The sequence below is a fragment of the Stenotrophomonas sp. SMYL86 genome (genome assembly GCF_036320025.1).
GTDB classification, from domain to species: domain Bacteria; phylum Pseudomonadota; class Gammaproteobacteria; order Xanthomonadales; family Xanthomonadaceae; genus Stenotrophomonas; species Stenotrophomonas maltophilia_A.
On record NZ_JAWIRU010000005.1, the window covers coordinates 105,638 to 119,978 of the forward strand.

Below are 14,341 nucleotides of genomic sequence, written 5' to 3' on the forward strand. Positions count from 1 at the left end.
AGTGCCGGCCGCTGGCCGGCAGCAGCCTCGGACAAAGGCGGATCGGGGTGCCGGCCAGCGGCCGGCACTACCGTCGGATCGGCTCGCATTGCGGGGATGCTGCCAGGCAGTCATCCCCGTCACCTTCAGCGCCCCGCGGCCACGGCCGACGGGGTCAGGCTCATGCCCTGCGCCAGCTGCTGCAGCGAGCCCAGTTCCTGCGCGCTGTCCGGATACAGCGAAATCTGCGCGTAACGCCCTTTGTCGAGCTTGACCACACTGATGCGACGCTCGGCATAGCCGGGCGGCTGCTGGCCACCCAGATCGGGCTGGTACCAGTACAGCGATTCACCGCCGAAGCTGCCCTTTTCCTGGCGCAGCGAGCGGTTCAATGGAAGGTTGGGATCGCGCGCACTGAGCATCAGGCTCAGTACCTCGCGGCCATCGCCGGTGCTGGCGCGGCAGACCAGGAAATCGGCCTGTGCCTGCTGTTGCCACTGCAGGCCGCTGCTGGCCGGCAATGAAGGACATTCGGTGGGAGCCTGCGCGGCGGCCTGGGCCACCGCGAACAGCAGGCTCGACAACACTACAGGCGCGAACTTCATGCATCCCCCAAGGTGGTGTGTCGTTGGCTCCGCCGGATGGACCGGCAGCCTTGGCATCCCATCCCCGGATGCCGCCCCGGCCGGCATGTGCACGGACGGTCAACTCAACCTTAACGGAACGTGAGCGATCGCACAAATCGCGGTTACACGCGTAACCATTGCGGCCGATGGTCGGCCGCAATGGTCCGCACGGGCCTCAGCGGTCGTTGCCGATCCACTTGTAGATGATGCCGCCGATCGCGCCGCCCAGCAGCGGGGCAACCCAGAACAGCCACAGCTGGCTGACCGCGCCGCTGCCGGCGAAGAAGGCCACCGCCGTGGAACGGGCCGGGTTCACCGAGGTGTTGGTGACCGGGATGCTGATCAGGTGGATCAGGGTCAGCGACAGGCCGATCGCCAGCGGGGCGAACCCGGCCGGTGCCTTGCCGTGGGTGGCGCCCATGATCACGATCAGGAACACGGCGGTCAGCACCACTTCGCACAGGAAGGCCGCGGCCACGCTGTAGCCGCCGGGGGACAGCGCGCCGTAGCCGTTGCTGGCGAATGCACCGGCCTGGCTGCCATCAATGGCGAAGCCGCTGGCGCCCGATGCGATCTGCAGCAGGATGAAGCCGGCCAGCAGGCCGCCGGCGACCTGGGCGATGATGTACGGGATCAGGTCCTTGGTCGGGAAACGACCGCCGGCCCACAGGCCGACACTGACCGCCGGATTGAAGTGCGCGCCGGAGATATGGCCGAACGCATAGGCGCCGGTCACCACGGTCAGGCCGAAGGCCAGCGCAACGCCGAGGAAACCGATACCCAGCGGATTGCCGTCACCGCCGAACTTGGCGGCCAGCACGGCACTGCCACAGCCACCCAGAACCAGCCAGAACGTGCCGAGGAACTCGGCGGACAAGCGTTTACCCATGCTCATGTGTTGCACTCCTTTGACGGTCGAAAGTGTGATTTATGTCACACTTCAATGATCAGCGGGTGACTGTAGTGTCAACGCCGGGTGCAGGGATACACCTTCGGATGTGTGCAACACGCGATGTTCAGTACTGCGGCAGCGGGATGAATTCCTTGTCGTCGCCCGGGATGGTGCCGAAGCGGCCGGCCTCCCAGTCGTGCTTGGCCTGTTCGATACGTTCCTTCGAGCTGGACACGAAGTTCCACCACAGGTGACGCGGGCCATCCAGCGGCTCGCCACCGAACAACATCGCCTTCACCGGCGTCTTCGCGCGCAGGCGGCCACGCGCACCAGCCTCGGGGATCACCAGGTGCTGGGCAGGGATGTCCACGCCATCCAGCTGCGCGTCGCCTTCGAGGATGTACAGCGCGCGCTCGCGGTGGCCGTTGTCGATATCGATTTCCGCATCCGGGTCGAGGTCGATCGCTACGTTGAGGGTGTCGGCGAATACTTTGACCGGCGACTCCTCACCGTAAGCGCGGCCGGCGATTACCCGCAGCCAGACACCATTGCGGCGCTGCTCCGGCAGGGTGGCGGCGGCATGGTGGTAGAACGCCGGTTCGATTTCCTCATGCGATTTCGGCAGCGCCACCCAGGTCTGCATGCCGTGGATGGGGTTGTCATGGTCGCGGTCCGGCTGCGGCGTACGCTCGGAATGGGCGATGCCGCGGCCGGCGGTCATCCAGTTGACGTCACCGGGACGGATCACCTGGTCCGAACCCAGCGTGTCGCGGTGGCCGATCGCGCCCGACCACAGGTAGGTGACGGTGGCCAGGCCGATATGCGGATGCGGGCGCACGTCGATGGCGGTGCCGGGGTGCATGAGTGCTGGGCCCATCTGGTCGACGAACACGAACGAGCCGATGCTGCGGGCCTGCAGGGTCGGGACGGCCCGGCGGACTTCGAGGCCGCCGATGTCGTGCACGCGCGGGGCGATGATGGTGGTCATGCGGGCGTTCTCGCTGGCAGGGATCAGGTGGTCAGCATCGCACGCGGCTGTGACGGGGACATGCCCCGTATGGGTAACAGGTTGTTCCGTAGAGTGGAGCTTGCTCGACTGGGGTTCCAGCCAACGGCGCAGCCCCTCGTGGCTGGTTGCTTGGTCGTGTAAAGCAGAAGCCGCGCTTGGCCGGGGGGGGGGGGGGGGGGGGGGGGGGGGGGGGGGGGGGGGGGGGGGGGGGGGGGGGGGGGGCGGGGGGGGGGGGGGCGCCCCCTGGCCCGCGGGCCCCGCCCCGCGCCCCCCCCCCCCCCCCCCCCCCCCCCCCCCCCCCCCCCCCCCCGCCCGGCCTCTGACAGTTTCCGTGTGCGTCCAGCCACGGAGAAGAAAAAAGAAAATCAAAATCAAACGCCGGTCGCTTCGCTCGCATCCACGCATGGCGTGGACCAAGCGTGTCGACCAAGGTCGACACCTACCAGCTCCCGAAGGTCACTGACCGTCACCGGGAAACTGTCAGGGGTGGGGCGGTGTGGGCTTGCAGGACCGTTGGCGCCATGGATGGCGCCATCGAGCCCCCATGGACGGGTTTACGGCGTGTCCTGCAAGCCCACACCACCCCGCCCAACAAACAGAAAAGCCAGAGCCGGCTGTTGCTCCGGCTCTGGCTTCGGCTGTTGCTGTTGCCTCTGCGGGTGCCGGGCCGCAGGCCCGGCCGATCAACTCACACCACCGGTTCGCGCAGGGCGGGGTTGTCCCAGCCCGGGCGCGGTGCGAAACGGTCACCATGGCGCTGCTGCAGCGCCTTCAACCGCTCGACGATCGCGTCGGCACCCACCGCGCGGATGTGCTGGATCGGACCACCGCGGAACGGTGCGAAGCCGGTGCCGAAGATCACGCCGGCATCCAGCAGGTCCGCATCGGCCACCACGCCTTCGTGCAGGCAGGCCACCGCTTCGTTCAACAGCGGCAGGATCAGGCGGTCCTCCAGATCGGCCGGGGCCTGGTAATCGCTGGCCACGTCCGGCTTCTTCGGCTTGCCGTTCTCCCAGGTGTAGATGCCCTGGCCATCCTTCTTGCCGCGCTTGTCCGGTTCCACCGTCTGCAGCGCGGCCGGAATCTGCAGGCCCAGGAACGGTGCCAGTTCGCGGCCGACACCGGCGGCTACGTCCAGGCCCACGGTATCGATCAGTTCGATCGGACCCATCGGCATGCCGAACTTCACCGCCGCCCTGTCGATCACCGGGCCCGGGATGCCTTCGGCGTAGGCAGTGGCGGCTTCCAGCATGTACGGGAACAGCACGCGGTTGACCAGGAAGCCCGGGCTGCCGGCCACCGGCACCGGGAACTTGCCCAGTGCCTTGCAGAACGCGGCCAGGCGGCGTTCGGTCTCCGGCGCCATGCCGTCGTGGTGGATGATCTCCACCAGCGGCATCTGCGCCACCGGGTTGAAGTAGTGCAGGCCGGCGAACTGCGCCGGGCGCTGGATGTGGTCGCGCAGTTCCACCAGCGGAATCGACGAGGTGTTGGTGGTCAGCAGCGCGTCCAGCTTCATCTTCGGTTCCAGCGTCTGGTACAGCGCGCGCTTGGCTTCCGGGTTCTCGATGATCGCCTCGATCACCAGGTCGGCCTCGGCCACGCCGCTGCCTTCCAGGTCGGCCCGCAGGCGCGCGGCCACCGCAGGACGCTTGCTCTCGTCGCGTACCTTCTTGGCGAACAGCGCCTGCGCGCGCTCCATGGCCGGGTCGATGAAGCGCTGCTCGCGGTCCTGCAGGGTCACGTCGAAGCCCTTGTAGGCGGCCCACGCGGCGATGTCGCCGCCCATCACGCCGGCGCCGACCACGTGCACGTGGCGGATGCCGGAATCACCACCGCCGAGGCCCTTCAGGCGCTCGGTCAGGAAGAAAATGCGGATCAGGTTGCGCGCGGTCTGCGTGCTGGCCAGCTTCACCACTGCGCGACGTTCGGCATCCAGGCGCGCCTGGATCGGCTTGCCGCCGCTGCGCTGCCAGGTGCTGATCAGCGCGTAGGGCGCCGGATACTGGTCCTTCTTGGCCTTGCGTGCGACCTGCTTGACCATCTGCGGTGCCAGCAGCGTGCGTGCCAGCCAGGTGTTGGTGGCCCACGCTGTTGCTCGCTGCTTGAACGGACGGGTGGTGCCGGACAGCGCCAGCGCTACGGCCGTGTCGAGCACCACCGCCGGTGCCACCACCTTGTCGACCAGGCCGATGCCACGCGCAGCCGAGGCCGACAGGGTGCGGCCGGTCAGCATCATGTCCATCGCCGCCGGTGCGCCGACCAGCTGCGGCAGGCGCGCGCTGCCACCCCAGCCCGGGAAGATGCCCAGCTGGGTCTCCGGCAGGCCGATGCGGGTGCTGCTGTCATTGGAGGCCACGCGGTAGCGGCAGGCCAGCGCCAGCTCGGTACCGCCGCCCAGGCAGTGGCCGTGGATGGCTGCCACGGTCGGGCAGGGCAGTTCAGCCAGCTTCTGGTAGGTGGCCTGGCCGCGACGGATGGCGTCGTTGACGGTGCCGCGGCGGTCGAACTCCTGGAACTCCTTCAGGTCGGCACCGGCAATGAAGCCGGCCTTCTTCAGCGACTGGATCACCACGCCCTTGGGCGGGTCCAGTGCAATGCGCTCGAGCAGGTCGCCCAGTTCCAGCAGCACGTCCTGCGACATGGCGTTGACGCTGCTGTCCTGACGATCCAGGGAGAGAACCACCACGCCGTCGTCGCGGATCTCGGGGTGCCAGTGGCTGAAGCGGAGACCATCGAAGCCTGAGAGCATGGACGTTCCATCCGGTTGTGTATGGAGAAGCGGCTATGATCCAGAGGTTGTTTCCCCCGCGTCAAATCCCAATAGCAGGGGAGTGGCGACCCCGGATCCATGGCCGTGGACCGGGACGCTAACGGAACGGTGGTTAAAAGCTGGTGCGGCGCCAGGTGATCGGCGACTGAACTTTTCCCGGGATTGGCAGTCTCATTGCCCGACGTCGGTTGGGCTGACAGGAGTGCGGCCCCTCATGGCCGATGTTGATACACCTCAGGAGCTGGATCTGGAACTGGTCCGGCGCGTGCAGCACGGCGAGAGCGCCGCGTTCGATGTCCTGGTGCGCAAGTACCAGCATCGCGTGGTGGCCCTGGTCGGTCGCTACATCGCCGACTGGAGCGAATGTCAGGACGTCGCCCAGGACACTTTCATCCGTGCGTACCGCGCGATCGGAAGTTTCCGCGGCGATGCCCAGTTCTCAACCTGGTTGCATCGAATCGCCGTGAATACCGCCAAAAACTACCTGGCTTCACACAATCGCCGGCCGCCGACCGATGACATCGACATCGGTGACGCCGAACAGTTCGACAGCGGGACGCGCCTGCGCGACACGGATACGCCCGAACGCGAGTTGATGCGCCAGGAACTGGAACAGACGGTGATGAAGGCCGTCAATGCGCTGCCGGAAGAACTCCGGTTGGCGATCACCCTGCGCGAGGTGGAAGGCCTGAGTTACGAAGATATCGCGCAGAAAATGGGGTGCCCGATCGGCACCGTGCGTTCACGGATCTTCCGGGCGCGCGAGGCGATCGACACCGAACTCCGGCCGCTGTTGGACATCGGCAGCGCCACCCGTGAGAAGAGCCGCGTATGACCAGTAATCCGTTCAACGAATCGCAGAACCACCAATCGCCCGCCGGGCAGCGCCTGGACCAGCGCCATCGCGAACAGCTGTCGGCCCTGGTCGATGGCGAGCTGGGCGCCGACGAAGCGCGCTTCCTGCTGCGCCGGATGGAGCACGACCCCGAGCTGGCCGGCTGCCAGGAACGCTGGCAGCTGCTGGGTGACGTGATGCGCGGGCAGGCCTCGGCGCTGGCGCCGGCCGGCTTCAGCGCGGCGGTGGCCGCCGCCATCGCTGCCGAACCGGCGCTGCAGGCCGAGCCGCGCCGCGAGGTGCGCCGCAGCGGTTGGCGGGCCTGGGGCGGTGGCGCCGCACTGGCTGCCTCGGTGGCGGCGGTGGCGCTGTTCATGGGCGGCGAGAAGCTGAAGGAAGCCACCCCGGGCGAGCCGTTGGCACCGCAGGTGATCGCCAGCCAGGCCGAACTTGCGCCCGCGCCGACGACGCCGGCTCCGGTAACCGAAGCCTCGGTGGATACCGCCGCAATGGCCGTGGCCGGTGTACCGGCAGTGGCCATGGCCGCGGCCAGCCGACGCCAGGACACCCGTCGCGCCAGCGCTACCCGCAGCCAGCAGGCCGCGCGTGCCGCCCAGCGCGAGGACATGCCGCAACGCGCCGTGGCCGCTGCACAGGCGCCGCTGACCCCGACCGTGCCGGCCGACAATGCCAGCCGCAACATGCCGTTCGGTGAGGTTGGTGGCCTGCAGGCGCGACCGTGGCCGCGCTCCAGCCTGGCGCCCGCTGCCGGTGGCGCGCTCAATGCGAGCTTCCCGGCCCACGCCGGGGGCGCCGCGTTCTACCCGTTCGAGCCGCGCCTGCAGGACGACCTGCCGGTGCCGCCGCGCCCGCGCGACTGAGCCGGGCGCTTTCACGCCCCGCCGTCGGCGGGGCCCGTATTCCTCTTTCCATCCGATCCGGAGGTTGCCGTCCGATGACTCCCCGACTCCGCACGCAGGCCATGGGCCTGCTGGCCCTGACCCTGCCGTTGGTGGCCTGCGCGCAGGCCCCGGCTCCGGCCGCCCAGACCCAGGCCGCGCCGGCCGCCGCGCCGCGGGCCCCGGCCCAGCCGCTGGTCACGGGCCTGCCTGACTTCACCAATCTGGTCGAACAGGTCGGGCCTGGCGTGGTCAACGTCGACACCACCATCGTCCGCAACAACCGCCAGGCCTCGCGGGGCCCGATGGGCGGCGACGATGACATGCCGGAGTTCTTCCGCCGCTTCTTCGGCCCGGATTTCCCGATGCCGGGGCAGGGCCCGGGCGGTCCGGACGGTGGCCCCAGCATCAAGGGCCGCGGCATGGGCTCGGGCTTCATCATCTCGCCCGATGGCTATGTGCTGACCAACTACCACGTGGTGGCCGATGCCAGCGAGGTGAAGGTCAAGCTGGGTGACCGCCGTGAGTTCACCGCGAAAGTGGTGGGCAGCGACCAGCAGTACGACGTGGCACTGCTGAAAATCGACGGCAAGAACCTGCCGACCGTGCGCGTTGGCGACTCCAACTCCCTCAAGCCGGGTCAGTGGGTGGTCGCGATCGGTTCGCCGTTCGGCCTCGACCACTCGGTCACTGCCGGCGTGGTCAGCGCCCTCGGCCGCAGCACAGGTGGTCCGGACCAGCGCTACGTGCCCTTCATCCAGACCGACGTGGCGATCAACCAGGGCAACTCCGGTGGCCCGCTGCTGAACACCCGTGGCGAAGTGGTCGGCATCAACTCGCAGATCTTCTCCGCCTCGGGCGGCTACATGGGCATCAGCTTCGCGATCCCCATCGACCTGGCGATGAGCGCGGTCGAGCAGATCAAGAAGACCGGCAAGGTCACCCGTGGCCAGCTCGGCGCGGTGGTGCAGGAAATCGACGGGCTGAAGGCGCAGGCGATGGGCCTGCCGGACAGCCGCGGCGCCCTGGTCAACCAGATCGTGCCGGACTCGGCTGCAGCCCGGGCCGGGGTGAAGATCGGCGATGTGATCCGTTCGGTGAACGGCGCGCCGGTCAACAGCTGGTCCGACCTGCCGCCGCTGATCGGCGCGATGGCACCGGGCAGCCGGGTCACCCTGGGCGTGATCCGTGATGGCAAGCCGCGCGACCTCAGTGCCACCCTGACCGCACTGACCGAAGACGGGCAGGCCGGTTCGCGTGGCCCGGCCACCGGCGACAGCGATGCGGCTCCGCAGGCCGGCGCCAATGCCCTGCTGGGGCTGGACGTCAGTGACCTGACCGCACCGCAGCGCAAGCAGCTGGGCCTGGAATCGGGCGAAGGCGTGCGCATCACCGGGGTCAAGGGCCAGGGCGCGCGTGATGCGGGCCTGTCTCCGGGCATGGTGATCCTGCAGGTGGCCAGCACCCAGGTCGGCAGCGTGGACGCGCTGAACCGTGCGCTTTCCAGCTACAAGAAGGGCGACGTGGTGATGCTGCTGGTGCGCACCGGCAGCGGCAACAGCGCGTTCGTCGCGGTCAAGGCCGGCCAGTAAGGCCTGCCGGGGCCGCTTCGGCGGCCCCGGCTTTTCCCCGAAGCCCCGCCCTGGCGGGGCTTCGGCCATTCCGGGCCCGGTCCGATGAGGCCGTTTTCGCGGGCGGGCGCCGGGCATGCGATAATCGACCGTTACCCTGACGACGCCGCGCGCCGCCGCCACCTATGTCTTCTGATTCGATGCGGAACATCCGCAACTTCTCCATCATCGCCCATGTCGACCACGGCAAGTCCACGCTGGCCGACCGCATCATCCAGCTCTGTGGTGGCCTGCAGGCCCGCGAGATGGAAGCGCAGGTGCTCGACTCCAACCCGATCGAGCGCGAGCGTGGCATCACGATCAAGGCGCAGTCGGTGTCGCTGCCGTACCTGGCCAAGGACGGGCAGACCTACCACCTGAACTTCATCGACACCCCCGGCCACGTCGACTTCTCCTATGAAGTCAGCCGCTCGCTGGCCGCCTGCGAAGGCGCGCTGCTGGTGGTCGATGCGGCCCAGGGCGTGGAAGCGCAGTCGGTGGCCAACTGCTACACCGCCGTGGAGCAGGGCCTGGAAGTGGTGCCGGTGATCAACAAGATCGACCTGCCCACCGCCGACATCGAGCGTGCCAAGGCCGAGATCGAGGCCGTGATCGGCATCGACGCCTCCGACGCCGTGCCGGTCAGTGCCAAGACCGGCCTGAACGTGCAGGACGTGCTGGAAGCGATCGTGCATCGCATCCCGCCGCCGAAGCCGCGCGACACCGACAAGCTGCAGGCGCTGATCATCGACTCCTGGTTCGACAACTACCTGGGTGTGGTCTCGCTGGTGCGCGTGATGCAGGGCGAGATCAAGGCAGGTGACAAGCTGCAGGTGATGTCCACCGGCCGCAACCACCAGGTCGACAACGTCGGCGTGTTCACCCCGAAGCGCAAGGTGCTGCCGGCGCTGCGTGCAGGTGAAGTGGGTTGGGTCACCGCCAGCATCAAGGACGTGCACGGTGCGCCGGTTGGCGACACCCTGACCCTGGCCGGCGACCCGGCACCGAAGCCGCTGCCGGGCTTCCAGGAAATGCAGCCGCGCGTGTTCGCCGGCCTGTTCCCGGTCGATGCCGAGGACTACCCGGACCTGCGCGAAGCGCTGGACAAGCTGCGCCTGAACGATGCCGCGCTGCGTTTCGAGCCGGAAAGCTCCGAGGCGATGGGCTTCGGCTTCCGCTGCGGCTTCCTCGGCATGCTGCACATGGAAATCGTGCAGGAGCGCCTGGAGCGCGAATACAACCTGGACCTGATCAGCACCGCGCCGACGGTGGTGTATGAAGTCCTGAAGACCGATGGCTCGATCATCAACATGGACAACCCGGCCAAGCTGCCGCCGGTGAACCAGGTCGAGGAGATCCGCGAGCCGATCATCCGTGCCAACGTGCTCACCCCCGAGGAGTACATCGGCAACATCATCAAGCTGTGCGAAGAGAAGCGCGGCAGCCAGATCGGCATCAACTACCTGGGCAGCCAGGTGCAGATCAGCTACGAGCTGCCGATGGCCGAGGTGGTGCTGGACTTCTTCGACAAGCTGAAGTCGGTCAGCCGTGGCTATGCCTCGCTGGACTACCACTTCGTGCGCTTCGACGCAGGCCCGTTCGTGCGCGTGGACGTACTGATCAACGGTGACAAGGTCGATGCACTGTCGCTGATCGTGCACCGCAGCCATGCCGACCGTCGCGGCCGCGAACTGTGCGAAAAGATGAAGGACCTGATCCCGCGCCAGATGTTCGACGTGGCCATCCAGGCCGCCGTTGGCTCGCAGATCATCGCCCGTACCACGGTCAAGGCCATGCGCAAGAACGTGCTGGCCAAGTGCTATGGTGGCGACGTTTCGCGCAAGAAGAAGCTTCTGGAAAAGCAGAAGGAAGGCAAGAAGCGCATGAAGCAGGTCGGCCGCGTGGAGATCCCGCAGGAAGCGTTCCTGGCCGTGCTGCAGATGGACAACAAGTAAGCCCGCACCGGCCCTGCGGGGCCGGTCGTCTGGTGACGTTGCAAAGGACCCTGAATGAAACTGTTTGAGATCCTCCTGGTCGTGCTGACCCTGGCCTCGGGCCTGATCCTGCTCGCGGACAAGCTGTACCTCGCCAAGCGTCGCGCCCAGCGCGCGGGCCTGCTCGATTCCGAGCCGGTGCTGGTGGACTACTCGCGTGCGTTCTTCCCGGTGCTGGCGATCGTGCTGATCGTGCGCAGCTTCATTGCCGAGCCGTACAAGATCCCGTCCAGCTCGATGATGCCGAACCTGCTGATCGGCGATTTCATCCTGGTCAACAAGTTCTCCTACGGCCTGCGCCTGCCGATCAGCAACACCAAGTTCGTGCCGGTGGGTGAGCCCTCGCGTGGTGACGTGGTGGTGTTCCACTTCCCCGGCCATGGCGAGAACGATCCGGCCAAGGGCGAGAACTTCATCAAGCGCGTGATCGGCGTGCCGGGTGACACCGTGGTCTTCGAAGGCGATGGCGTGATCCTCAACGGCGAGCCGCTGAAGTACGACAACAAGGGGATCTACGCCGGCCACAAGGGCCAGGGCGAGGGCGCCAACCTGCTGGTCGAGCACCTGCCGGGCCGCACCCACACGGTGCTGGAGACCGACTATCCGCGTGGCCAGGGCCAGTGGACCGTGCCGGCCGGCAAGTACCTGGTGATGGGCGACAACCGCGACAACAGCGATGATGGCCGTTTCTGGGGCCTGCTGCCGGAAGAGAACCTGCGTGGCAAGGCGTTCCTGATCTGGCTGAACTGCCAGGGCTGGTTCTGCAAGGATGGCTTCGAGCCGTCGCGGATCGGCTCGAGCATCAACTGAGCGGGCACCAACTGAGTATTTTCACATCCAACGCGTATCTGGGGAGAACGCAATGAAGACGATGAACACGCAGCGTGGCATGACCCTGACCTCGTTCCTGACGGTCCTGATCGTGGTTGGCTTCTTCCTCTACATCGGCATGAAGCTGTTCCCGATGTACCAGGAGTACTACGCGGTGCGCTCGGCGATGAAGAGCCTGGCCAACGAGCCGGGCGTGGGCAGCATGGAGCCGGCGCGCATCCAGGACCTGTTCTTCAAGCGCCTGTACATCAACTATTCGGACAACGTGAAGCCGGCCAACGTGAAGTTCGACCGTCGCGACAATGGCTGGACCCTCAAGGTCAACTACGAAGTGCGCCGTCAGCTGATCGGCAACCTCGATGTGGTTGGCAAATTCGATTCTTCCCAGGACCTGACACGAAGCGGTGCCCAGTAAATTCATCCAACGTGGCGACCTGATCGGTCATGCCTTCAGCGACCCGGCCCTGCTCAAGCAGGCGCTGACGCATCGCAGTGCCGGTGCGCCGCACAACGAGCGCCTGGAGTTCCTCGGCGACAGCATCGTCAACATGATGGCGGCCGAGGCGTTGTACCGACGCTGGCCCAAGGCTGACGAAGGCGCGATGACCCGTGCCCGTGCCGAGCTGGTGCGTGAAGGCGCGCTGGCGGTGATCGGGCGCACCCTGGAACTGGGCGAGCGGCTGACCCTGGGCCCCGGCGAAATGAAGTCCGGTGGTCATCGCCGCGACTCGATCCTGGCCGACGCGGTGGAAGCCGTGGTGGCCGCGATCTACCTGGATGCCGGCTTCGAGGCCTGCCGGGCGGTGGTACTGCCCTGGTTCAGCGCTTCGATCGAGGCACTGCCGGCTTCCGGTCGGCCCGAGAAGGACCCCAAGACCCGCCTGCAGGAATGGCTGCAGGCCCGACAGAAGGCGTTGCCGCAGTATGAACTGGTGTCAGAATCCGGTGACGACCACGCCAAGCACTTCCGGGTACGCTGCAACGTAGCCGACCCGGCCGCCAGCACCGAGGGCGAAGGCGCCTCGCGGCGGCTTGCCGAACAACAGGCGGCTGCAGCCGTCCTAGAACAACTGGATTCCAAGTGAGCGAACAAACTTCCCATCATTGCGGCAGCGTGGCCGTCATCGGCCGCCCGAACGTGGGCAAATCGACCCTGACCAATGCCCTGGTCGGGGCCAAGGTCAGCATCGTTTCCAACCGCCCGCAGACCACGCGCCATCGCCTGCTGGGCATCGCCACCTATCCGGAAGGCCAGCTGGTGCTGGTCGACACCCCCGGCCTGCACAAGGTGCAGAAGCGGGCGATGAACCGGGTGATGAACCGCGCCGCGCGCGGTTCGCTGGAAGGCGTCGATGCCGGCCTGCTGGTGATCGAAGCTGGTCGCTGGGACGAGGAAGACAGCCTGGCCTTCAATGTTCTGCGCGACGCCGGTATCCCGGTGGTGCTGGTGGTCAACAAGATCGACCGGCTGAAGGACAAGGGCGCGTTGCTGCCGTTCCTGCAGGAAGTCACGGCCGGCCGCGATTTCTCGTCGGTGCATCCGATCTCGGCGCAGAAGCGCAACGGCCTGGAGGCACTGGTACGCGACGTACTGGCGCTGCTGCCGGAAGCGCCGCCGATGTTCGGCGAAGACGAGATCACCGACCGCAGCCAGCGCTTCCTGGCCGGCGAACTGGTACGTGAACAGCTGATGCGCCAGCTCGGCGAAGAGCTGCCGTATGCCACCACCGTGGAAATCGAGCGCTTCACCGAAGATGGCAACCTGCTGCGCATCGGTGCGGTGATCTGGGTCGAGCGCGAGGGCCAGAAGGCGATCGTGATCGGCAAGGGTGGTACCCGCCTGAAGGAGATCGGGGCCAAGTCCCGCCTGCAGATGGAGCGCCTGTTCGGTGCCAAGGTGTTCCTGGAGACCTGGGTGCGCGTGCGTGAAGGCTGGTCCGACGACGAGGCCGCACTGAAGGCCTTCGGTTACGAGTAAGCCGTTGCAGTCGCTTCGATGATGATCGAGGACGACACCGGCTTCGTGCTGCATGCACGGGCCTATCGCGAGACCAGCCTGCTGGTCGAAGTGCTGAGCGCGCAGCATGGCCGGATCGGCCTGCTCGCGCGTGGCGTATCCACCGCCAAGGGACAGGTGCTGCGCGCGGCCCTGCAGCCGCTGCAGTGGATCCGCTTCAGTGCCCAGCAGCGGGGCGAATTGGCCCAGCTGCGGGGTGCCGAGGCACTGGATGCTGCCCCGCGCCTGGTCGGCCAGGCGATGCTGGCCGGCTTCTATCTGAGTGAATTGACCCTGCGCCTGGCCCCGCGCCAGGACCCGCTGCCGGAGTTGTACCTGGCCTACGGCGAGGCACGCGCGCGGCTGGCCGTGGGCGCCGGCCTGGCCTGGACCCTGCGCCGGTTTGAGCGCGAGCTGCTGTCTGCGCTGGGCCTGGGTTTCGATCTGGACAGCGCCAGCGACGGCCAGCCGATCGACCCGGCCGCGCGCTACGAACTGGACCCACAGGAAGGCGCGCAGCGCCTGCTCAGCGAGCGCGGTGGGGAACGCCGGGCGGCCGCGACGGGTTCTGCGCTGCTGGCGCTGGCCGCCGATGAAGAGCCCGATGCCGCCGACCTGGCCAGCCTGCGCCTGCCGATGCGGCGGGTGCTGGCCCATCACCTGGGGCCACGAGGACTGAAGTCCTGGGAAATGCTCGAGCAGCTCGCTCCCAGGCGTTGAGGGGTGTTCGGCAGGGCTTGCAGCCCTGCACCTGCCGAATCAACGTCAACGTCAACTGCAAAAGCTGGCTATCCGTGGGATGGCGGGGGGGGGGGGGGGGGGGGGGGGGGGGGGGGGGGGGGGGGGGGGGGGGGGGCGGGGGGGGGGGGGGCGGCGGGGGGGGGGGGGCCGCCCCCC

The 14,341-nt window shown here is 67.5% G+C and carries 13 protein-coding genes; 9 read left to right on the plus strand and 4 right to left on the minus strand.

Features of this window, described 5'->3' with window-relative positions; genetic code table 11:
• Positions 1-125: 125 nt before the first annotated feature.
• The 4 genes from V3B64_RS07945 to V3B64_RS07960 form a co-directional block, all read right to left on the minus strand.
• Positions 126-584: a hypothetical protein gene (locus tag V3B64_RS07945; RefSeq protein ID WP_032129855.1), complete on the minus strand. Its 459-nt coding sequence runs from the start codon at positions 582-584 to the stop codon at positions 126-128.
• A 196-nt stretch (positions 585-780) separates the two neighbouring features.
• Positions 781-1,500, minus strand: a complete 720-nt coding sequence (gene aqpZ, locus V3B64_RS07950) for an aquaporin Z (RefSeq protein ID WP_032129854.1) — start codon at positions 1,498-1,500, stop codon at positions 781-783.
• Between the two features lie 121 nt (positions 1,501-1,621).
• Positions 1,622-2,485 carry a pirin family protein gene (locus V3B64_RS07955; protein ID WP_329913914.1) on the minus strand — a complete coding sequence of 288 codons (864 nt, stop codon included), beginning with the start codon at positions 2,483-2,485 and terminating at the stop codon, positions 1,622-1,624.
• A 709-nt stretch (positions 2,486-3,194) separates the two neighbouring features.
• The gene (locus V3B64_RS07960; protein ID WP_329913915.1) at positions 3,195-5,258 is read right to left on the minus strand and encodes a 3-hydroxyacyl-CoA dehydrogenase NAD-binding domain-containing protein; all 2,064 of its coding nucleotides are present in this window, start codon (positions 5,256-5,258) and stop codon (positions 3,195-3,197) included.
• A 235-nt stretch (positions 5,259-5,493) separates the two neighbouring features.
• Here V3B64_RS07960 and rpoE point away from each other — a divergent pair, with 235 nt between their 5' ends.
• The 9 genes from rpoE to recO all read left to right on the plus strand — a co-directional run bounded on the left by rpoE (position 5,494) and on the right by recO (position 14,164).
• Positions 5,494-6,114, plus strand: a complete 621-nt coding sequence (gene rpoE, locus V3B64_RS07965) for an RNA polymerase sigma factor RpoE (RefSeq protein WP_010482816.1) — start codon at positions 5,494-5,496, stop codon at positions 6,112-6,114.
• A complete protein-coding gene (locus tag V3B64_RS07970) occupies positions 6,111-6,995 on the plus strand; it encodes an RseA family anti-sigma factor (RefSeq protein WP_329913916.1) in 885 nt (294 codons plus the stop codon). The genes rpoE and V3B64_RS07970 overlap by 4 nt, the downstream gene beginning before the upstream one ends.
• 74 nt (positions 6,996-7,069) lie before the next feature.
• The gene (locus tag V3B64_RS07975) at positions 7,070-8,605 is read left to right on the plus strand and encodes a DegQ family serine endoprotease (protein ID WP_032129850.1); all 1,536 of its coding nucleotides are present in this window, start codon (positions 7,070-7,072) and stop codon (positions 8,603-8,605) included.
• A 179-nt stretch (positions 8,606-8,784) separates the two neighbouring features.
• Entirely contained in the window at positions 8,785-10,578 is a 1,794-nt protein-coding gene (lepA, locus tag V3B64_RS07980) for a translation elongation factor 4 (RefSeq protein ID WP_032129849.1), read from the plus strand.
• 54 nt (positions 10,579-10,632) lie between these two features.
• The gene (gene lepB / locus V3B64_RS07985; protein WP_032129848.1) at positions 10,633-11,427 is read left to right on the plus strand and encodes a signal peptidase I; all 795 of its coding nucleotides are present in this window, start codon (positions 10,633-10,635) and stop codon (positions 11,425-11,427) included.
• Positions 11,428-11,479: 52 nt separating this feature from the next.
• A complete protein-coding gene (locus V3B64_RS07990) occupies positions 11,480-11,863 on the plus strand; it encodes a DUF4845 domain-containing protein (RefSeq protein WP_010482821.1) in 384 nt (127 codons plus the stop codon).
• Entirely contained in the window at positions 11,853-12,533 is a 681-nt protein-coding gene (gene rnc / locus V3B64_RS07995) for a ribonuclease III (RefSeq protein WP_032129847.1), read from the plus strand. Before V3B64_RS07990 ends, rnc begins: the two co-directional genes overlap by 11 nt.
• Complete coding sequence (gene era / locus V3B64_RS08000) at positions 12,530-13,426, plus strand: GTPase Era (RefSeq protein ID WP_010482823.1); 897 nt, start codon at positions 12,530-12,532, stop codon at positions 13,424-13,426. Before rnc ends, era begins: the two co-directional genes overlap by 4 nt.
• 18 nt (positions 13,427-13,444) lie before the next feature.
• Positions 13,445-14,164, plus strand: a complete 720-nt coding sequence (gene recO, locus V3B64_RS08005) for a DNA repair protein RecO (protein ID WP_032129846.1) — start codon at positions 13,445-13,447, stop codon at positions 14,162-14,164.
• Positions 14,165-14,341: the final 177 nt, after the last annotated feature.